The sequence below is a fragment of the Acinetobacter sp. YH12021 genome (genome assembly GCF_013420145.1).
Lineage (GTDB): Bacteria > Pseudomonadota > Gammaproteobacteria > Pseudomonadales > Moraxellaceae > Acinetobacter > Acinetobacter towneri.
Genome location: NZ_VOYT01000013.1, coordinates 40,263 through 60,111 on the forward strand (window position 1 = coordinate 40,263; position 19,849 = coordinate 60,111).

Annotated in this window: 13 protein-coding genes, 10 pseudogenes and 1 other annotated feature; of the genes and pseudogenes, 16 read left to right on the forward strand and 7 right to left on the reverse strand. The window is 37.4% G+C overall.

The window, feature by feature from the left end; translation table 11 throughout:
* The 3 genes and pseudogenes from FTT91_RS10600 to istA (FTT91_RS10610) form a co-directional block, all read right to left on the reverse strand.
* Nucleotides 1–2,391 (reverse strand): hypothetical protein, encoded by a 2,391-nt coding sequence (locus FTT91_RS10600; RefSeq protein WP_180051438.1) that lies wholly within the window; start codon nt 2,389–2,391, stop codon nt 1–3.
* 12 nt (nt 2,392–2,403) lie between these two features.
* The gene (locus FTT91_RS10605) at nt 2,404–2,868 is read right to left on the reverse strand and encodes a hypothetical protein (protein WP_180051439.1); all 465 of its coding nucleotides are present in this window, start codon (nt 2,866–2,868) and stop codon (nt 2,404–2,406) included.
* A gap of 171 nt (nt 2,869–3,039) precedes the next feature.
* Nucleotides 3,040–3,579, reverse strand: a pseudogene (istA, locus tag FTT91_RS10610) (IS21 family transposase); the annotation flags it as partial.
* Between the two features lie 3 nt (nt 3,580–3,582).
* Between istA (FTT91_RS10610) and FTT91_RS10615 the strand changes: the two are divergent.
* The 5 genes and pseudogenes from FTT91_RS10615 to FTT91_RS14810 form a co-directional block, all read left to right on the forward strand.
* A pseudogene (locus FTT91_RS10615) lies at nt 3,583–3,954 on the forward strand (IS3 family transposase); the annotation flags it as partial.
* A gap of 308 nt (nt 3,955–4,262) precedes the next feature.
* Nucleotides 4,263–4,361, forward strand: a pseudogene (locus FTT91_RS14795) (hypothetical protein); the annotation flags it as partial.
* 135 nt (nt 4,362–4,496) lie between these two features.
* Nucleotides 4,497–4,769 carry a transposase gene (locus FTT91_RS14800; RefSeq protein ID WP_257220048.1) on the forward strand — a complete coding sequence of 91 codons (273 nt, stop codon included), beginning with the start codon at nt 4,497–4,499 and terminating at the stop codon, nt 4,767–4,769.
* A gap of 28 nt (nt 4,770–4,797) precedes the next feature.
* Nucleotides 4,798–5,490 (forward strand): annotated as a pseudogene (locus FTT91_RS14805) (IS66 family transposase); the annotation flags it as partial.
* Nucleotides 5,479–5,712 (forward strand): transposase domain-containing protein, encoded by a 234-nt coding sequence (locus FTT91_RS14810; RefSeq protein WP_242757544.1) that lies wholly within the window; start codon nt 5,479–5,481, stop codon nt 5,710–5,712. The pseudogene FTT91_RS14805 and the gene FTT91_RS14810, both read left to right, overlap by 12 nt.
* Before the next feature lie 366 nt (nt 5,713–6,078).
* Here FTT91_RS14810 and FTT91_RS10625 read toward each other — a convergent pair whose 3' ends face one another.
* Complete coding sequence (locus FTT91_RS10625) at nt 6,079–7,251, reverse strand: replication initiation protein (protein ID WP_096902659.1); 1,173 nt, start codon at nt 7,249–7,251, stop codon at nt 6,079–6,081.
* An 856-nt stretch (nt 7,252–8,107) separates the two neighbouring features.
* Between FTT91_RS10625 and FTT91_RS10630 the strand changes: the two genes are divergently transcribed.
* The 7 genes and pseudogenes from FTT91_RS10630 to FTT91_RS10655 all read left to right on the forward strand — a co-directional run.
* The gene (locus tag FTT91_RS10630; protein ID WP_070153144.1) at nt 8,108–8,881 is read left to right on the forward strand and encodes a ParA family protein; all 774 of its coding nucleotides are present in this window, start codon (nt 8,108–8,110) and stop codon (nt 8,879–8,881) included.
* A 13-nt stretch (nt 8,882–8,894) separates the two neighbouring features.
* Nucleotides 8,895–9,806 carry a ParB/RepB/Spo0J family partition protein gene (locus tag FTT91_RS10635; RefSeq protein WP_180169387.1) on the forward strand — a complete coding sequence of 304 codons (912 nt, stop codon included), beginning with the start codon at nt 8,895–8,897 and terminating at the stop codon, nt 9,804–9,806.
* A gap of 607 nt (nt 9,807–10,413) precedes the next feature.
* Nucleotides 10,414–10,617: a type I restriction-modification system subunit M N-terminal domain-containing protein gene (locus tag FTT91_RS14895; protein WP_373686113.1), complete on the forward strand. Its 204-nt coding sequence runs from the start codon at nt 10,414–10,416 to the stop codon at nt 10,615–10,617.
* Nucleotides 10,618–10,738: 121 nt separating this feature from the next.
* A complete protein-coding gene (locus FTT91_RS14900) occupies nt 10,739–11,338 on the forward strand; it encodes a class I SAM-dependent DNA methyltransferase (protein WP_373686114.1) in 600 nt (199 codons plus the stop codon).
* A 12-nt stretch (nt 11,339–11,350) separates the two neighbouring features.
* Nucleotides 11,351–12,092, forward strand: a pseudogene (locus tag FTT91_RS10645) (IS3 family transposase); the annotation flags it as partial.
* Nucleotides 11,626–11,741: a sequence feature (AL1L pseudoknot), on the forward strand. (Overlaps the previous pseudogene by 116 nt.)
* A 504-nt stretch (nt 12,093–12,596) precedes the next feature.
* Nucleotides 12,597–13,838 (forward strand): group II intron reverse transcriptase/maturase, encoded by a 1,242-nt coding sequence (ltrA, locus tag FTT91_RS10650; protein WP_096902847.1) that lies wholly within the window; start codon nt 12,597–12,599, stop codon nt 13,836–13,838.
* A 79-nt stretch (nt 13,839–13,917) separates the two neighbouring features.
* A pseudogene (locus FTT91_RS10655) lies at nt 13,918–14,403 on the forward strand (IS3 family transposase); the annotation flags it as partial.
* 394 nt (nt 14,404–14,797) lie between these two features.
* Here FTT91_RS10655 and FTT91_RS10660 read toward each other — a convergent pair.
* Nucleotides 14,798–16,005 (reverse strand): annotated as a pseudogene (locus FTT91_RS10660) (IS256 family transposase).
* A gap of 112 nt (nt 16,006–16,117) precedes the next feature.
* A complete protein-coding gene (locus FTT91_RS10665; RefSeq protein ID WP_096902796.1) occupies nt 16,118–16,516 on the reverse strand; it encodes a hypothetical protein in 399 nt (132 codons plus the stop codon).
* A 187-nt stretch (nt 16,517–16,703) separates the two neighbouring features.
* Here FTT91_RS10665 and FTT91_RS10670 point away from each other — a divergent pair.
* The 3 genes and pseudogenes from FTT91_RS10670 to FTT91_RS10680 all read left to right on the forward strand — a co-directional run.
* Nucleotides 16,704–17,022 (forward strand): annotated as a pseudogene (locus tag FTT91_RS10670) (helix-turn-helix domain-containing protein); the annotation flags it as partial.
* A 214-nt stretch (nt 17,023–17,236) separates the two neighbouring features.
* Complete coding sequence (locus tag FTT91_RS10675; RefSeq protein WP_179990995.1) at nt 17,237–18,541, forward strand: type II toxin-antitoxin system HipA family toxin; 1,305 nt, start codon at nt 17,237–17,239, stop codon at nt 18,539–18,541.
* Nucleotides 18,534–18,809, forward strand: coding sequence for a helix-turn-helix domain-containing protein (locus FTT91_RS10680; RefSeq protein ID WP_016658816.1), 276 nt, complete (start codon nt 18,534–18,536; stop codon nt 18,807–18,809). The genes FTT91_RS10675 and FTT91_RS10680 overlap by 8 nt, the downstream gene beginning before the upstream one ends.
* A gap of 370 nt (nt 18,810–19,179) precedes the next feature.
* Here the strand turns inward: FTT91_RS10680 and FTT91_RS10685 are convergent.
* Nucleotides 19,180–19,398, reverse strand: a pseudogene (locus FTT91_RS10685) (IS66 family transposase); the annotation flags it as partial.
* Between FTT91_RS10685 and istA (FTT91_RS10690) the strand changes: the two are divergent.
* Nucleotides 19,396–19,849 (forward strand): annotated as a pseudogene (gene istA, locus FTT91_RS10690) (IS21-like element ISAba8 family transposase); the annotation flags it as partial. The pseudogenes FTT91_RS10685 and istA (FTT91_RS10690) sit on opposite strands and share 3 nt — an antisense overlap.

A 19,849-nucleotide genomic window follows, 5' to 3' on the forward strand; every position in this document is an offset into this window, starting at 1 on the left:
CTATTTTCGCTCTAAATGTTGAACCGATAAAGATTTGACATTATCTTGCAGGTGCTGACGGGCTTGCTTTACATACATATTTGGAATAAGTGATGAATGAGGATGAAAGGCCTCACGGTCACGTTGATCATGACCGTAGAGGGCCTGAATTAGATGAAAGGCTAAAGCTGTTTTTCCTTCTTGTTCGTGCATCAATAAGTTCATATCAAAATGACGTAGCCAGTTCGAATACATATTTTTTGGCAAGATCCCTTGCATATAGGCATTCACCCAGTTTCTAGATAAAGGGAGCAATTTAATTTTCCTGCTCTGCCACTGTCTAGCAGACATCGGCAAGATATCTTTACTATCAATAACCTTTCCAAATAAATCATTGATAGTAATTTTTTTCTTAGCAAATACATGTTTTAAAAATGAACCGTAGGCAGAGGTTATTTGTTTTAAAAATGCAGTGTAATTTTGTAATGCTTTAATGAAAAAATCAGATAAAGGGATAAAGCGACCATCCTTTCTTGCCTTGCTATTCTTCTTATCATTCACATATAAAAGCTTTAACTCAAAACAGTAATCCTCCAATTGGCCCAACAAACTTTCTCTAGGTCTATTTGCCAAACTCAACAAACTAACATGCCACATCCAGCAGGCATATGCATTCAGTTGATTAATGATATGTTTATTTTTTTGAATATTTTCTTCGCAGTGCTTATGTAAGTAATTAAATTGTTCTTGTACGAAATTTGGTGCAAGTGCCAGTTGGCTCCCGATCCGTCCCATAGATAAAGTAGATCTAGTTTTGAATTGTTGTTGCAATATATTAAGTTCTGCTGTGTCTTCTACAAATTGAGTAGAATGTGGTGTAAGAGCTGTTTCTAAATAGCATAGATATGTAGTATCGAGTTGAGCTTTAGGAAGCCCACCATAAAAGATACCAGGCATATGATGTTGACTATCCCGGCCCGCGATCACATGTGCTAGATATTCATTAAATGTTTCGTAACATATATGAAAATATAATTGTGCTTGAATCTTTTCAACGGTGATCGAGCCGACAAACTGATTATCAAGCCATTTCTTAAGTTTTGTATTAATAGAAGCTGAAGATATAGATGGATTATATCCTTGCTCGATGTAGTCAAACCACGCTGCAGGTAGATGTAGTTGATGCGACATCTCTTCATTCCATCGTGCATATTTTAAACTCTGAATTTTCTGCTCTGAAATATTAAGACTCAAATTCAGTAAATATTCTCGACGCTTTCTTGAACCCCTTTGAATTAGTATTCCATCTTGAATAAGTTTTTCAAAATCCATCAAAGCTACTGGTGATAGTCCCGTCAACAGAGACAATAAACATGCAGCAGCTATTGCAGCATCGTTCAGATTTCCAGATAGTTCCGCTCTTAATACATATACAATTTGCTTAAGTACATCAGGCGCTAAATAATGTGGATTTATAATAAATGGAGCATGCCGGCGTTGACGATGACGCGTGTAATGCGCAACATAATCACTTATTATGTGATTAAATTTACTAGTCTTTTCATCTTCTGAATATAACTCCACTTCAGCGTCTGCAAGCTCAATTTCACCATCCTCATCTTTAAGCAAAGATGCGTCATAAAAACTGATTTTTGCGTTATATCCAATATCTTCTTGCTTACGTGATTTTATTTCACGAAAATTTCTGACTTCGTTTTGAGTCGGCCATACTAAAGTATTTCGTTTTTTTGACTTACGTTGACGAAGAACAACACTACCGTCATCTAATCGTTTAAATATGATCAATAGTTCCGATATATATTCTATTACTTTTGTTTCTCGAAAATCTTTTATATTAAAAAGTTGTTTACGATCCTCCTTTTTCAAGCTACATTCGTACAAAGCATAACTATTTAATAACCGACTACATTCTTTAAATAATTCATCATTATTAGATTCTTTAAATAATTCATCATTATTAGATTCTTTAAATAATTCATCATTATTAGAATGCAGCACATATCGTGATACATAGCGCAAGAGATCACAGACATGTTTTTTCTTATTCTCAGCCTTAGGAATTTTTGAAAATTCTTGATAATGTCGATAAGTTAAAAAACTTGCTTGCAGAATCAGATAACGTTGAAATGTTAAATTTTGCGTATTACTAGTATCAGGAGATGCAAAATAACTTAAACAAGCTAGCAAATAGTAATTACCAATTTGCCTGGTACCAGAGATATAGCCGTATATCTGTTGAGCTATCTCATATAGCGCATGAACCTTTTTATGTAAATCACTTTGTATATCAGCAAATTGTGTATTTACAACTTCATCACGTAGCAGACAATATTCTTGTTGAAATTTTTCTGCTAATTCTAAAAATTGCTTCTCTTGTTCAATCATTTGCATATTCATTCACAATTAGATTTTTATCATGTTGTATGTGTAAAATTCATTTGAGTTGGTACAATTTGGTATGAGTTGATCTTTTATTGAGTTCTTTGTCAGCTTGAAATATCGAGCAAAAAATTTAGTGTCCAACTCTTTCTGAGCTTTTCTCTCAAAGCATAAATGTTGCTGCGATTTTTCTATAAAATAATCAAGATTTTGTATCAACTGTAAGATTGCAATATAATTAGAATGCACACGTAAACTTGACTCGATTTGCATCAATAACAAGATTTTCTGCCAAATACTCACATAAGTTATTTTGAACTTTGCTTGTACGGCCACTTTCTGACTCTGTTTAATCTTTTTGATTTTCAGTAATTCTGAGTTTATTTTTGCTATCTCAAGTTGAATATGGGATCGATCATAGCAAAATGGCACAATAAATTGCCCCATAAAGATCTCTATATTTTTTACTAAAAAATCAAATTTCAACATTTTTATCGATATAAAAATAGGTATATCTTTATATATGAAAATTCATTTAACTTATCAATAAAATTTTATAAAAGTTACAATTATCAACAAATACATAAAGTTTATTGAATATTACCAATCTAAATTTTATAAATTCTTCCACTTTTTTTTGATTTTTCGTTATTTGTACTACCCCTCCTGATAGGCATCCCATTCAATCATGATCGTTTTAGCGTTATCAAACAGGATTTCCTGAGGTACGCCCCCAAAGAACCGAAATGCATTTTCCAGACCATAGATCCATGCATCCGTCCGTTCATGATCATAAAATTTCACGAAGGTTGCTCTGGAATAAACTAATGTGGCCACAAAGGCTTTCAAAGTCGTGTGGTGACGTCGAATCGTGGTGAAATCAACCTGCATTTGTTGACCAGGTTAGGTTTCAAAACGAATGACGGGTTCTGATTTGGCAACGGGTTTTAATGTTGCAATATATTCCCTCAATATCCTGATCTTTCCTGGATATCCAAACCCTAAAATCTCCTTATAGAGCACAACGGCAGGAATCCATTCAGGATGAGTTGCATTTACACGTTCAAGCAAATAGGGTTTATATGGATCAAGAATACTTATTCTAGGTTGTGTACGCCGATACTGAGGTGTGGTGTTTTGCCGTAAATATTTACGTACGGTATTCCTGGATACCCCAAGTTCACGACTAATGGCTTTAATGGAGTTGTTCCCGCAAACACTTTAGACCACCAATTTAATCCAACTTATCCCAATCAACTGTGGGTGACAGATATTACCTATATCCGTACTCATGAAGGATGGTTGTATCTTGCAGTTGTGATTGACCTGTTTTCACGTCTTGTGGTTGACTGGTCTATGAAATCCAGAATCGCGACTGATCTGTTTTTAGATGCATTATTAATGACTTTGTGGCGAAGAATCCCAAAGAATAAAGTCCTTTTTCATTTTGACCAAGGTAACCAATACACCAGTCATGAATGGCAGACATTTTTGAAGCATCATAATCTTGAAAGTAGTATGAGTTGTAGAAGCAATTGCCATGACAATGCTGTTGTAGAAAGTTTTTTCCAGCTATTTTCAACATTTTTATCGATATAAAAAATAATTATATCTTTATATATAAAAATTCATTTAACTTATCAAGAAATATTCATAAAAATCAAAATTACTAATAAACACAAATAGTTTATTGAATAATAATAATCTAAATTTTATAAATTCTTCCATTTTTTTTTGGTTTTATGTTATTAGATGCCAAAGTTCAGCAACTTGAAGTCACAACTCAACATCTTTCTATCCTCAATCAAAAACATGAGCACGAACTTGCGTAGTTTAAACGGAATAAATTCGCCCAGAAAAATGAACACTTAACTGCCAAACAAATCCATCTATGGGATGAGGCGGTCGAAGAAGATATCGCAGCAGTTGATCTAGAGCTAGAACGGCTAAATGCAGATAAAACAGATGCAGCTGCACAGAAAGCCACAATAAATAAACCTAAACGTCGACTAATCCCAGATCATTTAGCAACCGTACGTATTGAGCATGAATTTGCATCAACGCAATGCAGCTGTGGCTGCACACTGCGTCGTATCGGCGAAGATATCAGTGAAAAATTGAATTTCAGACCAACGCAGTTCTATAAAGAACGGCATGTGCGTGGTAAATGGGTTTTTGATCAATGTGACACACTGACTCAGCAAACGATGCCTGCCTATGTTATCGATAAAGGTATTGCGACACCTGAGTTACTTAGCCATGTGCTGGTATCCAAATATGCTGATCACTTACCGCTGTATCGTAAGCGCCAGATCTTTCTACGCGCAGGTGTAGATATATCTAGATCCACCCTGTCAGATTGGATTGGTCGCTGTGGTGTAGACACTTGAACCTCTGGTCAATGCTTTAAAACAGGTGGTGCTGCAGCAAGGGGGGATCCATGCAGATGAAACGCCAGTCACGGTGATGCAGATTGGGGGAAAAACCGAAGAAAGGTTATGTCTGGGCCTATGCCACCACACAGTACAATCCAGTTCAGGCGGTGATCTATGACTTTCAAGAAACCGTTCAGGTCTGCATGAAAAAGAATTCCTGAATGGCTGGCAGGGACATCTGGTCTGTGATGATTACAGTGGTTATAAAGCACGTTTCAAATCAGGTCAGATCATTGAAGTAGGTTGCATGGCACATGCATGTCGTAAATTCCATGAACTGCATATCACTGGGAAAAGTCAGATTGCTGAACAGGCACTGGTGCTGATTCAGAAATTGTATGCGATAGAAGCAGAGTTAAGGCACAAGACCGACGGTACAGCGCAACAACGCTGCGAATACCGGCAACGGCATAGTCAACCATTGATGCAACAACTATATGAATGGCTCAACCAACATCATCTGACGGTGCCATCAAGTTCTACCACCGCCAAGGGAATCAATTACACTCTAAAGCGCTGGCAAGCCTTAAGCCGCTATTCAGATGATAGTAATCTATCTATTTACAATAATCTGGTGCAGAACCAAATGCACCCTTGGGCTTTGAGTCGTAAGAACTGGTTGTTTGCTGGATCAATGCGCAGTTCTCAGCGAGCTGCGAACATCATGACATTGATCCAGTCAGCAAAGTTGAATGGTCTAGATCTGTATGCCTATTTAAATGGTGTACTGCAAAAGCTGCCGACATACAAAGTGATCCAAATTAAAAGATTGGCATGGAGTTTAGAAGACACTTACAAATCAATGGTATCGCCAAGTAGGTCGTCATCATCTTTAGCTAAAACGGTCTTTAGCTTATCATTTGTGGCTATACGCAACAGCATCAAATATCTAGATTAAGAAGCATCTCAGAGTAAATTTTTACAACAAAGCTAATAAGCTTAGGCTATTTTAATATTATTCATGATCCGCCGCTTTATATAAAGGCTATAAAAGTATTTAGTAATTTTTTATCTAAATTCACCTATATACTTAAAACTTGGTTGATCTTTACCCTTTAACTACACCATTTTTTGAGCACTGAAAAACTTTTTTCTCCAAAAATATATGAGGAACAACCAAAATGTAAAATCTAAAAAATAATCTATTCGTTTAACTATTTTTCATTCAGCTATACACCATAGATATTTTGTATCCAATTTTGCTTAGATCTTGAATTCTCCAGTGATACATTAAAAAAAGTGTAGCAAGTTGCTACACTTTTCCTTAGACAAGCTCTTTACCAAAAATATCATTCAGCCTATCACGAATACTTTGTACAAATTCCGGATTATTTTTAAGTTTATGCTTCATATTACGTTTAAAGTCATTCAACCCCATACCAACTTCAGCAAAATCCATTTGAAATAAAGTGTCATTAATAACTATATTTGCTTGAGAGTCTGTGAGACAACCAACTTTTTTAAACCACTTCTTGAACTGCGAATACTTTTCATCATTATTAAAAATGTACCAGGAACGTACATTCGTATCGAATTTTGCCCCCAATTCTTTTACTAATGCATTATCTTCAAATGGAACATCAAGATAAATTTTTTCAATTACAGCAGTTTCATTTAGTGTTTTATCAGTAATACGCTGATGCAGTTTAAAATTTACACCCACAATTGGGCGCCCTTTTTTTATGGTTTCATACTCCAGTTGTAGATCTGTATTTTCGTTAATTTCTGCAACTATTTTATCTAATACATAGCGTCTAAAATCTACCCAGCGATCATATTTAGTTTCATTAATATCAATCAGAGCTTTCAAGTTTTCTAAAAGCATTGGGACTTCATAACTCTTTTGGCTTGCGTACTTGAATTCATTTTTAATGAAATACGTATAAAGACTCATACTAGCAACAGAATCCAAGGCAAACAGATGTTTCAATTGATAGGTGGTGAAATTCCCCCCAGCCAACTGCGTGAAATACGGTAACACCTCACTGGTAAAACGAATCTGAATGGCATTTTTAGAATCATCTTCCCATCTTAACTCACGGATAATAGGAACGACAGAATGTACTTTTTTAGTCTTTCTCTTACCATCATCAGTAGGTTCCTCAATAATAAAATGAGCCACCCTAGATGAAAGTTCTTTATAAATCCGGTCTATTGCAACATTAATCGAATTGCGTTTATTCAATCCTAGTAAATCTGCCAAATCATCCTTATACAGATAAATATAGGTTTGTTCTGTGATTTCACCATTTACCCTATTTTTCTCACTATAATTTGCAACAGCCATTGCATATAGGAGCGCCTTATATTCATTGGCTGATAACTCAATTGGGCGAATTAAGCGGTTACTAGTGCTAACAACGCCATTATGACGAATATTGCCTATACAGTAAGGAATATGATTCAATTCTTCTTGCAATGATTCTGATTCTGTCATAACCGTGATATTTATATATTTAATTCTATTTTTATATACAAAAGTGGAAAAACTTTCAAGACTTTCACCACAAGAATCTAAGAGTGGAAGGCTTGTCATCAGAATTATGCATTTTTGACGATTTATTACCCTTAAAGTGGAATAAAATATATTATTTCCACCAGATAGTGACAGACCTTCCACCTTTAGCCCTAAACTAACAGTTCAAAATACCTATTTTCACTTATTTCTTCCAAATTTAGGTATGCTATGTCAGATAGAAACCTAGATGTGACAAGGCTTCCACCTTTCATTAGATTTGAAAGGTATAAATGAATAGATAATCATCAGGAAATATCCAATAACAAAAAATTATCCACAGGGTGGTAACACATAGTGACAAACCTTCCACCTTTAAAGATTGTTTATCCAACTTTATCAACAAATTAAGTATTTATTTTTACAGGATTTTTTGTAAAAATATAACCTTTTCTAAAATAGTAGTGACAAACCTTCCACTCTTGTGACAGACCTTCCACTTTACGGTGACAGACCTTCCACCTTTGAGTGACAGACCTTCCACCTTTGAGTGACAGACCTTCCACCTTTGAGTGACAAACCTTCCACTTTACGGTGACAAGCTCTCCACTTTTAAACTTATAAGCATTTGTTTTATATAGTAAAAAAACAGTCTTAATTATTAATTAGCTAAATAAATAATTATACTAATTATTAATTAAGCTAGCTTGTTTAAAAATTAGTTTTTTAGATTGTTTTAGACCTAAACAAATAAGATTTATAAATTTAAAAACTATAGTATGATGAGTGAAAGTTATTTATATTATTAAACATTCAAATACGGAAGCATCTGACACGTATGTCTGCAAAAATTATTACGGTTGCTAACCACAAAGGTGGATGTGGCAAAACAACGACCGTTGTACATCTAGCCTCTGAACTTGCCAATCTTGGCAATAAAGTTTTAGTCATTGATTTAGATCCTCAAGCAAACGCAAGTTTACACATTGGGATCCAACATCCAAGCGAAATTGTTGTTACTTCAGCAGAATTACTTGTTGGTGATATTTCATTATTAGCTGATGCATTACAAGAAGAAACAAATTTTGAAAAAGTATCATTAATTTATGGCTCATTAAATTTAGGAAAAACTGAAGACCAGCTTAAAGAAGAAGCTCCTCGTCCTTCAGAAGAATTAAGCATCAAGCTAGAACTGTTAAAAGATCTTTACGACTTCATATTAATTGATTGCCCACCTAGTCTTAAACTATTAACCAGTAATGCCTTAGCATCATCAACACATGTCATTATCCCTATCGAATCTGGATCACAATATGGACTGTATGGGGTAACAGATCTTTTAAACCATCTTGAAAAGATAAAACGTATTAATCCAAATTTAGAGCTTTTAGGCGCTTTACTGATTAAACATGATGAACGTCAGAATGTTTGTAAATTGATTCGGGATGAAGCTTTAAAACAGGTAGGCAAAATTTTAGAAACTACCATTCCTCAAAGTACTAAAGTTAATCAAGCAGCGATTCTGCAACAGCCACTTTTGAAAGTTGAGAAAAATTCGAAAGTACGTAAGGCTTTTGAAAGCCTTGCTTATGAAATTGTAGCGAAAGTATAAACCTGAGAGTATTATGGCGAGCACTAAAGAGCTTTTAGCTCAAAAATTGAAACAAAATACAGAAAAACATCAGCTAGCACAGAAAGACAATATTAAAGAGCTAAAAGAATTTAGACGTAATGTTCCTATTGAGGATATTAGTCGCAGTCCCAACCAACCGCGTAAAGTATTTGAAGATTCTCAATTAAAAGAACTGGCGGATTCTATTAATGAAATCGGCCTTTTACAGCCCATTACAGTGCGTAAACTTGATAATCTGAAATATGAACTGATTGCAGGCGAGCGACGCTTACGGGCGCATCAATTACTCGGCAAGTCGGTGATTGAAGCCATTATCATTGATGCTAATGATGAAGAAGCATCTTTGTTAACCCTAGCTGAAAATTTAAAGCGTCAAGATCTGACAGATTATGAAATTTTTATTGGTTTGAACTCACTTGATGAAAAGTTGAAGAAGAACAAGCAACGTTTAGCTAATTCATTGGGTTTAAATCGCGAAGATATGTACAAATATCTATCGTATGAAAAGCTGCCTAAAGCAATGTTGAATGACCTGGATTTGGAGCCAGGTCTAGTCGGCCGTACTGCTGCAACAGCGTTCAAGAAATTTTTATCGGATCATATAGAGCAACTTTCGGAGGCGGAAACAGCTTTACTCGGTGCTTGGGAGAAATTAAAAGAAAAAAAACTGGAGCAAAGCAAAGTTACTTCTTATGCTGAAAAACTATTGAGTCAAGATCCAGAAAAAGTAACCACGACATCAGTGGTAAGAAAAATCGAATATGATGGTAAGGTTGCTGGAAATATCAAACTGAATCAAAAACAGCTCAAGATCTCTCTTAAAATTTCAGAAATTGATGAAGCTAGTCTTTTACAACTAGAAGATTTTTTAAAACAGCTTATTCAGAAAAGTGAAAAAGTGTAGCAACTTGCTACAATTTTCATTTTGCTCATAAAATTGTCACACTTACGTGAGACTTTTTTATAATTATCACATGCGAAAAATTATACCCAAACTGAAATTGATATGGTTACGCTAGAAGAGATTATTCCTAAAAATCATCTTATACGTAAAATAGACAAAGCGATTGATCTCAATATCATTCATGAACGTGTCGCGCATCTATATTGTCCCGATAAGGAGACTGTGAAAGAATTTTGCCGTTGCAAAATAATTACACGGTCACTGTTATGCAAGTAACGCAGCAATGTTTACTGTCAATTACAGCACAAAACTTGAAGAAAATCATCTTGCACTTATCGAAGTTAATTTTTATTGTATTTTTTAGCCAACAATATGCTTAAAAGTAAATAACAATGAATTAGTGATGTAAGTCTAGAAAATACCCCCACTTTAACGATCGCTAAAGTGGGTTTTGTGATTAGTCTGAAAAGTGTAGCAACTTGCTACACTTTTTTAATACTTAAATTGTACGACAAGAAACGACGTATCAATACTTACACACGAGCGTATTATTGGGTATTATTGGCTTAACTAAAATTAGATAAGTTATTCATTAAAGGGTAATTCCATGGCTCGTACTCCAAAGCAAACCAAACAAGAACCTATAGATGTCATTCTTTGGAAAGCAGCAGACAAAATTCGTAAGAACATTGATGCTGCAGAGTGCAAGCATGTTGTCCTTGGTTTAATCTTCCTCAAGTACATCTCTGATTCATTTGAAGCTCATTACAACCTGTTGGTTGAAGGTGAGGGTGATTTTTGCAGGAGCTGATCCTGAAGATCGTGATGAATACACTGCATACAACGTATTCTTCGTTACTGAGATTGCACGTTAGTCATACCTCTTAAACCAAGCAAAGCAAGTCACCATTGGTAAGATCGTAGATGATGCAATGGAAGCCATTGAGAATCAGAACCCTCAACTGAAAGGGGTACTTCCTAAGGTCTATGCACGTCAGAATCTCGATCCAACGAGCTTAGGTGAGCTGATAGACCTTATTGGTAACATTACATTAGGTGATGCCAAATCTCGCTCTGCTGACGTTCTAGGACACGTGTTTGAATACTTCCTTGGTGAGTTCGCCTTAGCTGAAGGTAAACAAGGTGGACAGTTCTATACGCCTAAATCTATCGTGAGTTTATTGGTAGAAATGCTTGAGCCATACAAAGGACGTGTATTCGATCCTTGCTGTGGTTCAGGTGGCATGTTCGTACAGTCTGAGAAGTTTGTAGAGTCGCATCAAGGCTTAGTCGATGACATCTCGATCTATGGTCAAGAGAGCAATCAAACAACATGGCGACTCGCTAAGATGAACCTTGCCATTCGTGGCATTAACTTAGAGCATGTGAAATGGAACTCCGAGGGTTCATTCCTCAATGATGCACACAAAGACCTTAAAGCGGATTACATCATTGCTAATCCACCATTCAACGTCTCTGATTGGAGTGGTGAGCTGAACCGTACCAGGTTTGTCGGAGAGTCAATATTCTGAGAGACTATCCCGATAACAAAATTAAAATATACCCCAGAAATCAGAGATAGAGCGGTTCAATTATTGATTGAGTCTGAAAAAGATTATCCATCTACTTGGGCTGCAATCACAGCAATTGCGCCTAAGATTGGTTGTACTCCTGAAACACTTCGTGCCTGGCATCAAAAGCATTTAGATCAGCAAAATCCTATTAAAGTACAACAGATATTTGATCAAGAAAAAATGAAGCAAATGGAACGTGAAATTAAAGAATTAAAGCGTGCCAATGAAATTCTACGTAAAGCAGCCGCTTTTTCGCCCAGGCGGAGCTCGACCGCCCACACAAATAATGGTGGATTTTATCCATAACAATAAAGATCGATATGGTGTTGATGCGATTTGTAGGATTTTACCGATCGCAGCTTCAACCTATTACCGAACTTTAGATCTCGCTGAGAATCCAGAACATCGAGCGAAACGTGCTCTGCATGATTTACATCATGCAGAGCAAATCAAACGTATTTGGAAAGAAAGTTCAGGTCGATACGGTGTGCGTAAGGTCTGGCAACAATTGAAACGTGAAGGTTATGTTATCGCACGTTGTACAGTTGCTCGATTGATGCAGAAGCTAGCTATACAAGGTGTTTGGCGTGGTAAGAATAAACAAACCACCCGTAACCGAGATGACCAAAAACGAGCAGATGATTTAGTGAAACGTAATTTTAATGCTGATCGAACTGACCAACTGTGGGTAAGTGACTTTAGTGTGCCGCAGCAAGCGGCGTAAGAGATGAGGGTATGGCCCCTCGCTATCGGCTTGCAGGAGCAGGTAGCAAACCACCATAAGCGGCTTGGATCAAAAGTCCCGGTCGTGAGCGTTATGGAAAAGGCATCGTAGAGATGTCAGGTAAGAATTAGGAAGGCGAACAACAGTGAACTGCCGTTCAAGTGTCGAAAGTACTCAAATGACATCAAAACCGGGGATGGAAGTTACCCCGCGATTAGTTTGGCCGTTACCTGCTTACGGGCCATTCGGTGTCCGGCGTAGAGGCAGCGCGATCCTAATTCAGGCTCTTACGTTGAACTGCGGGAACCTTCGGTGGCGATGTCAAGCGAAAGGCACAAGCTCAAAAGGCAAGGCTGATAATAGCAATGCGTCACCAAGGGGCGGAGCAACTCGTAGTAGTGTTGAAGTTACTGTAATGGTAATGGAGCGAAGGGGTTGCATTATCCAGGTCTACGGATTTGTCAACTGTGCAAGCAGGAGGAGCAAAACTTTATGACCAAACCATTTAACATTCCTAAAGCGTTAATCTGGGAGGCATTTAAAAAAGTCAAAGAGAATGGTGGCGCTCCAGGCGTTGATCATGAATCTATTGAGCAATTCGAAAAGCATTTAAAGAACAACCTATACAAACTATGGAATCGACTTTGTTCTGGCAGTTATTTTCCACCGCCAGTTAAGGCTGTTCCGATTCCAAAGAAGTCAGGTGGCGTGCGTATACTAGGTATTCCAACAGTTGCAGATCGAGTCGCGCAAACAGCAGTTAAGCTCTTATTAGAGCCGAAAATTGATCCATTATTTCATCCAAACTCATATGGATATCGTCCGGGGCGTTCTGCCCATGATGCAATTGCGATAGTGAGGAGACGAAGTTGGGATTATGACTGGGTTGTGGAATTTGATATCAAAGGTCTCTTTGATAACATCGACCATGATTTACTAATGCGTGCACTCAAGAAACACTGTGAAATTCCATGGATTCTTTTATATGTGCAACGTTGGTTAAAAGCACCAATGCAACACATAAATGGCCATCTTTTAGAAAGGAATCGCGGCACACCACAAGGTGGTGTTGTGAGTCCTTTATTGGCGAATTTATTTATGCATTATGCTTTTGATATGTGGATTACGAAACATCTTCAAAGTGTACGGTTCTGCCGTTATGCAGATGATGGCGTAATTCATTGCCGAAGTTTATCTCAAGCCAAACTTGTTTTACAAAAGATTGGTGCACGATTTCGTGAATGTGGACTCGAATTGCATCCAGATAAGACAAAGATTGTTTATTGCCAAGATGTGAATCGTCGCCAAGCATATCCAGATGTTCAATTTACTTTTCTCGGGTACACGTTTAGGCCCCGTAAGGCTGTGGACAAGTATAAAAGAGTTTATGTAAATTTCTCTCCTGCAGTCAGTCGTGATGCACTTAAAGCAATGCGACAGACTATTCGGAAATGGCATCTACATCTGATGTGTAATCGCGAATTAAGTGATTTATCTGCAATATTTAATCCAATTCTTCAAGGCTGGCAGCAATACTATGGTCGATTCCATGGTTCAGCAATGTCAGCGATCTGGCAACACATGAATGCTTATCTTATACGCTGGATGAGGCGTAAGTATAAAAACTTGGCCCGTCATAAAAGACGGGCTAGATATGCCTTAGGGCGACTTGCGCGTGATTTTCCAAATGCCTTTGTGCACTGGAAAATGGGATGTTTACCATCGGTTGGATAATGGGAGCCGGATGAGCTGAGAGGTTCATGTCCGGTTCTGCGAGGGGCTAAGGGTGAAATTCCCTTGGTCTACTCACCCGTATATTCAAACAAATTCAGGCTGGATCTATATCGCATTTATTATTGATGTGTTTTCACGAGCAATTGTTGGGTGGAAAGTATCAACACGTATGAATACAGATATGGTGCTTGATGCATTAGAGCAAGCATTGCACGATCGAGGCATGCCAAAGAATGTGATTCATCATTCCGACAGAGGTGTGCAATATTTTTCCATTCGCTATACCAATCGTTTAGAAGCAGCAAATTTACGAGCATCAGTCGGTACGACTGGTAATTCATACGATAATGCTCTGGCTGAAACGGTGAATGGCTTATACAAAACAGAGGTGATTGAATATCTAAAAGCAGATTGGCAAGGTTTAGCAGATGTACAACTTGCGACACTAAACTGGGTAGGTTGATTCAATAAAGAGCATGTACACAGTGCACTAGGTTATGTATCGCCTTTTGAGTTTGAAGCAATGTACTATGATAAAATTAATCCGTTAGGTCAGGTAGCCTAACTTAAATAAAAAGTCTCCGACAAACCCGGTACGGTTCACCCCGTAAAACTGTAGAGTTAACTAGAAAATCATAACGATTTAAATCTGTGTTGGAAAATCGCTATTTGATTCATTTAGACCCAAAGGTAGACAAACGTGACATAGCCTGAAAAATATATGTAAGTTATGACTATCATACTAACTTTTCAGAATATATCATTTCATTAACAGCAGTTTCTATGAAGAGATCAATAAGTATTTTGTTAAGTGAAGTTAAATTTTCAATATGATTGGCTTTGTTGCACAAAGATTTAAAAGACAGCACCTTCTTATCTGAACAGAACTCAAGTGACAACTTGGGTATGAGGACGACCTAATTCTGTGAGGGTGTAAATAATTCTGTGTAAATGTTGTTTTAAAAATACTTGGTTACACGTTCTTCAAACATGATACTAAAACGATTCATGGCAGCTTTCCAATTCTGAATGGGCATCGTCCATTTTTTGCTTGCTGCCATAATCGCTAAATATACCACTTTTTTCACAGAATCATCGGTTGGGAAGATTTTTCTTTTCTTGGTGGCATGGCGAATGACACTGTTCAAGGATTCAATTGCATTGGTGGTATAAATCGCCTTGCGAATGTCCATTAGATAGGCAAAGAACGTGTTGAGATTCGACCAGTTGACAAGCCATGATTTACTGATTTGAGGATATTTATCGTCCCACTTTTGACCAATTTTATCCAGGGCTTACAGGACTGCATCTTCGGTAACAGATTGATAAACTTTCTTTAAATCGGCAGTAACAGCTTTGTAGTCTTTCCAGCTCACATATTTCAAGCTATTGCGTACCATGTGGATAATACACAACTGGATATGAGTGTCAGGGTAAACTGTATTGATTGCATCAGGGATGCCTTTTAAGCCATCTACACACGCAATTAGAATGTCTTTCACACCACGATTCTTGAGTTCGGTTAAAACCGATAACCAGAATTTAGCCCCCTCGTTTTCTGCCATCCATAACCCCAATAGTTCTTTATGCCCCTCTGTATTGACACCCAATGCAAGGAATACAGCCTTATTGATGATAGTATTATCCTGACGTACCTTGACCACGATGCAGTCTAAATACACGATAGGATACAAGGCATCCAAAGGGCGACTTTGCCATTCTTTGACTTGTTCTATAACTGCATCTGTCACCTTGGAAATCAGGGTGGGTGACACATCTGCATCATACATTTCCTTGAATGTAGCAACAATGTCCCGAGTCGTCATACCTTTGGCATAGAGGGATAAAATCTGGCTATCCATTTGCGTGATACGGGTCTGATTTTTCTTGATAGCTGTGGCTCAAATGTACCCTCACGATCTCTAGGGGTATCTAGTTCAAACTCACCATCATCAGTCAGTAGACGCTTCGTTGTGTAACCATTGCGAGCATTTTTGCCTGTTCGTGGGCTATTCTTTTCGTAACCTAAATGGTCGGTGAGTTCCGCATTAAGGGCAGTTTCAACAGTCAATTTCTTTAAAGCCCGACTAAAATCATTGAGATCGGCTTCGGTTTTTAGGTTCTTGGCTAACTCTTTAGCGAGTCCCAACATTGCTTCATCTTTCATGGTAAACACCTTTTGTTTGACCCCAACAACGTTGGGGGGAGTTTAAGCGTTTACACAGTTTTATTTACAGTCTCTCGTATAAGGTGTATTATGTTAATTTAGTTTTTCTAATTTAATCGACTTTTTGATCCATCTTTAATTTTTCAAGACCCGCCATACAACCAATATATGTTTTTTGTTGATTTTCATAGAATTTATTAAAATCATCCAAATTAGCATCATCATCAAGATTGTTTTTTTTCACCCATTCTTTATAAGAAGAAAAATTCTGAATCACAAAATCTAATAAATTTATTCTAGTTTTGGTTAAGTCACACCACTTACTTTTAGATTCTATTTTTTCTGACAATGGGATTTTTTTATCATCATAGTCTTTCGAATAGATCATATTATTAATTACGGCTTTATTGTGTTCACCATTTAAATTTTGATACTGTTTATCAAATTCTTCACTAGATAAAGCAAAACAACTGCAACTAACAAATAACAGTATAAAGCTTAGTAATTTCATTATCTTAAATGCCATAAGTTTTCATTTATTATAAAAGAAAATTTCAACAAAGTCTTAGTCTATTTAACATAATCACTATTATACGAAGTACAACTGTAACTCCAAAATAGAAATGTCCGGTTTCTCCAAAGTAAAGAATACTCGCTTTTGCGATTATCGAAGCGTACGGTTTGATATGTTGGTGTTTATGTCGGATAAAGAACTTAAACGATTGTCGGTCTTGCAAGAAATCTGTGATCAACGCATCACCCAATCTCAGGCTGCTCAGCTACTTCACATTTCAGAACGCCAGATCAGACGCTTACTGAAAAAATATAAAGCTCAAGGTCCATCTGCATCAGCTCCTACTGCACATGGTCAAACCTGTAATTCCAAGCTCCTTTTAGACTCAAGTGGCTGAATCTAGTGCATGAAAAGCTGACCAGCATTCATGGATTCAATATTTTAACGAAAACACCGCATTCTTGGATGATTGCAGCTGACTTATTAACGGCTCATATCATGATTAATTTGAAGGACATGCTGATAAATGTAGTCTGCTAATGTTTATTGACGATGTTGCCTCAAACTATAGCAGCCGGTGAGATCAACTCACATGACTTGTTATTCCCATGTAGAAATATACTGGCTAACAAGCAAATAGAAAGATAATTAATATTATTTTATTAAAATAGGTATATAATAAGAATATTTAATATATTTTACTATTTTAATAAAGTTATGAGTAAATATTGTACCATTCAAATTTATCAGGATGACCAGTGGCTTGACTGTGCAATTGTTGAGTTGATGGGTGAAAATGAGCATGGTTGGCAAACACCAACTCGTACTTCATATTTATTTGAATATGCAATTTCTTATATGGACTTACATGATGGCCATGCACTCGCCTATCATTTTCCTGTGAATGTACAAAATAAAATTAATGAAACTTGGCCTGCTTTCTTAATGGATTTACTTCCACAGGGCTATGGTCGTAAAGAATTATTAAGACAACTAAATTACAGTGAAAATGCACAAGAACAAGCAGATTGGGCACTTTTAAAAGCTGGAGCTGGCAACCCGATTGGACATTTACGTATTAAAGAAGCTCATGAGTGGCTGCAAAGGAGCTTTCCGACTGATCAAAATATAGGCTTTAGCCTAAGTGAGATTATAGAACGAAAAGAGCACTTCATTGAATCGCTCGCCTCTTATGGCTTATTCATTGCCGGCTCTTCAGGTGTTCAAGGTGAATGGCCAAAGCTACTCCTCTCCCAAGGACATGATGACCTATTTTATTTAGATCACACACTTGCAGATCATCAGGTAAAAAAACATTGGTTAGTGAAGTTCAGTCGTGGTAGTGACGAAAGCCTGAATAAAATTTTAACTAATGAAGCACACTATATGAAAATTGCTCATTATTTGGGTTTACGCGTACATGAGGAATTACAATTACATGGTAAAACCCTGTTTATTCCAAGATTTGATCGCTACGTACAGGATGGAAAAGTCCAGCGTATTGCACAGGAAAGTCTTGCATCTCTAAGTGGAAAAGCTGGTTTTGGTATTAGGATGACTCATAATCAAATCTGTGAATTACTCACACAGTGTTGTAGTCATCCGAAAGAGGAGATCTTCGAATATCTTAAACGTGATTTGGCCAATGTTGCCTTAGGCAATAAAGATAATCATAGCCGCAATACAGCGATACAACGCTTGAATAATGGCATTATACAACTGACTCCACTCTACGATTTTGCACCGATGTGGTTACATCCTGATGGTATCGCACGAACGACTCGTTGGGAAAAAGATGATCATGGTGGTATGCCAATTTGGCGTTCAGTGATTGAACAAGTCACAGCGAAAACTGGTATTTCACATCATGAAATTCAGGCAGAGTTAGTCAAGCAATTACCCCTCTATCGAGGATTGATGGCCGAAATGAACAAATTGCAGATCTCTCAGGAGATTTTGCAAAATAGTCAGTACCGGATTGAAAATATATGCCAGCAGATTCAGGAGTTAGCACGTGGATAAGCGCTATAAACCTATGACGGCAATTGAGCAGTTAAGAAAGCGCCAAGAAATATTGGAGACGATTAATCAAAATCCTGACTGGCCATTTTACAAGGTTGCTCGTTATATCCGAACTGAGCTTCATTTGACTTTAAATGAAATGGCTAAAATCACAAAAATAGCACCCCAAACTTTGCAAAAAATGGAACAGCCCAATAGTAATCCGACTTTGGAATCTATGATGAAACTCCTAAGCACCTTTGGTTTAAAGATTGTTATTAGATATTGAGTTAAAAGTTATTAATTCAAAGGTAAGCATCCGGCTAACACAGCCTTACCAAGCGATCCTATAAGCCTTAATTTAGTTCCCACCTAAAAACAAGTGGGGACTTAATCCATGAACATGGATATATATTCAGCAACACCTCCTGTTGCTAAAAAACGGTAAGCGTCCGCTGAACACACCTTCTGAATTCATCCTATAAGCCTTAATTTAGTCCCCACTTAGAAACAAGTGGGGACTTAAATTTATGACTACAAATAATCAGACATCCATCGCATCTCTTGCGAAAAAACGAAGAACATACAGTGCTGAATTTAAACAGCAGATCGTTCAGGCTTGTAAAGCGTAAGCGTCCGCTGAACCCCATGCCTATTTTTTAATTTGAGTTGGATTTCCAGCGATGTGGCAGTAATTCTTCTATTTGGGTCGCTTTATGCGTCGGCAGCCTTTTCAGCACATCACTTAAATAGGCATACGGATCCAAGCCATTCAGCTTTGCTGACTGGATTAAAGTCATGATGTTTGCCGCTCGCTGACCACTGCGCAGCGAACCTGCAAACAGCCAGTTCTTGCGCCCTAAGGCCCAAGGTCGCATAAACCCTATTTACTCCAACGTGTAAACGCAGCTCATCCTGAATGGATTCCTGCTGTTGTACTCTACCAGGAAATTTTAGGGTTGGGATATCCAGGAAAGATCAGGATCTTGAGGGAATATCTTGCAACATTAAAACCAGTTGCCAAACCGGAACCGATCATTCGTTTTGAAACCCAACCTGGCCAACAAATGCAGGTGGATTTCACTACGATTCGACGCAACAACACGACTTTAAAAGCCTTTGTCGCAACATTAGGGTATTCCAGAGCGACTTTCGTGAAATTTTATGATCATGAACGTACGGATGCATGGATCGATGGTCTAGAAAATGCATTTCAGTTCTTTGCAGGAGTACCTCAGGAAATCCTGTTTGATAACGCTAAAACGATCATGATTGAACGGGATGCCTATCAGGAGGGGCAGCATAAATGGAATCCCAAACTGCTCGACT

Excerpts from the sequence above, each read along its gene's own strand:
- FTT91_RS10600 (WP_180051438.1), bottom strand. The coding sequence starts at position 2,391 with ATGCAAATGATTGAACAAGAGAAGCAATTTTTAGAATTAGCAGAAAAA.
- FTT91_RS10605 (WP_180051439.1), bottom strand. The coding sequence starts at position 2,868 with ATGTTGAAATTTGATTTTTTAGTAAAAAATATAGAGATCTTTATGGGG.
- FTT91_RS14810 (WP_242757544.1), top strand. The coding sequence starts at position 5,479 with ATGACATTGATCCAGTCAGCAAAGTTGAATGGTCTAGATCTGTATGCC.
- FTT91_RS10625 (WP_096902659.1), bottom strand. The coding sequence starts at position 7,251 with ATGACAGAATCAGAATCATTGCAAGAAGAATTGAATCATATTCCTTAC.
- FTT91_RS10630 (WP_070153144.1), top strand. The coding sequence starts at position 8,108 with ATGTCTGCAAAAATTATTACGGTTGCTAACCACAAAGGTGGATGTGGC.
- FTT91_RS10635 (WP_180169387.1), top strand. The coding sequence starts at position 8,895 with ATGGCGAGCACTAAAGAGCTTTTAGCTCAAAAATTGAAACAAAATACA.
- FTT91_RS14895 (WP_373686113.1), top strand. The coding sequence starts at position 10,414 with ATGGCTCGTACTCCAAAGCAAACCAAACAAGAACCTATAGATGTCATT.
- FTT91_RS14900 (WP_373686114.1), top strand. The coding sequence starts at position 10,739 with ATGGAAGCCATTGAGAATCAGAACCCTCAACTGAAAGGGGTACTTCCT.
- ltrA (WP_096902847.1), top strand. The coding sequence starts at position 12,597 with ATGACCAAACCATTTAACATTCCTAAAGCGTTAATCTGGGAGGCATTT.
- FTT91_RS10665 (WP_096902796.1), bottom strand. The coding sequence starts at position 16,516 with ATGAAATTACTAAGCTTTATACTGTTATTTGTTAGTTGCAGTTGTTTT.
- FTT91_RS10675 (WP_179990995.1), top strand. The coding sequence starts at position 17,237 with ATGAGTAAATATTGTACCATTCAAATTTATCAGGATGACCAGTGGCTT.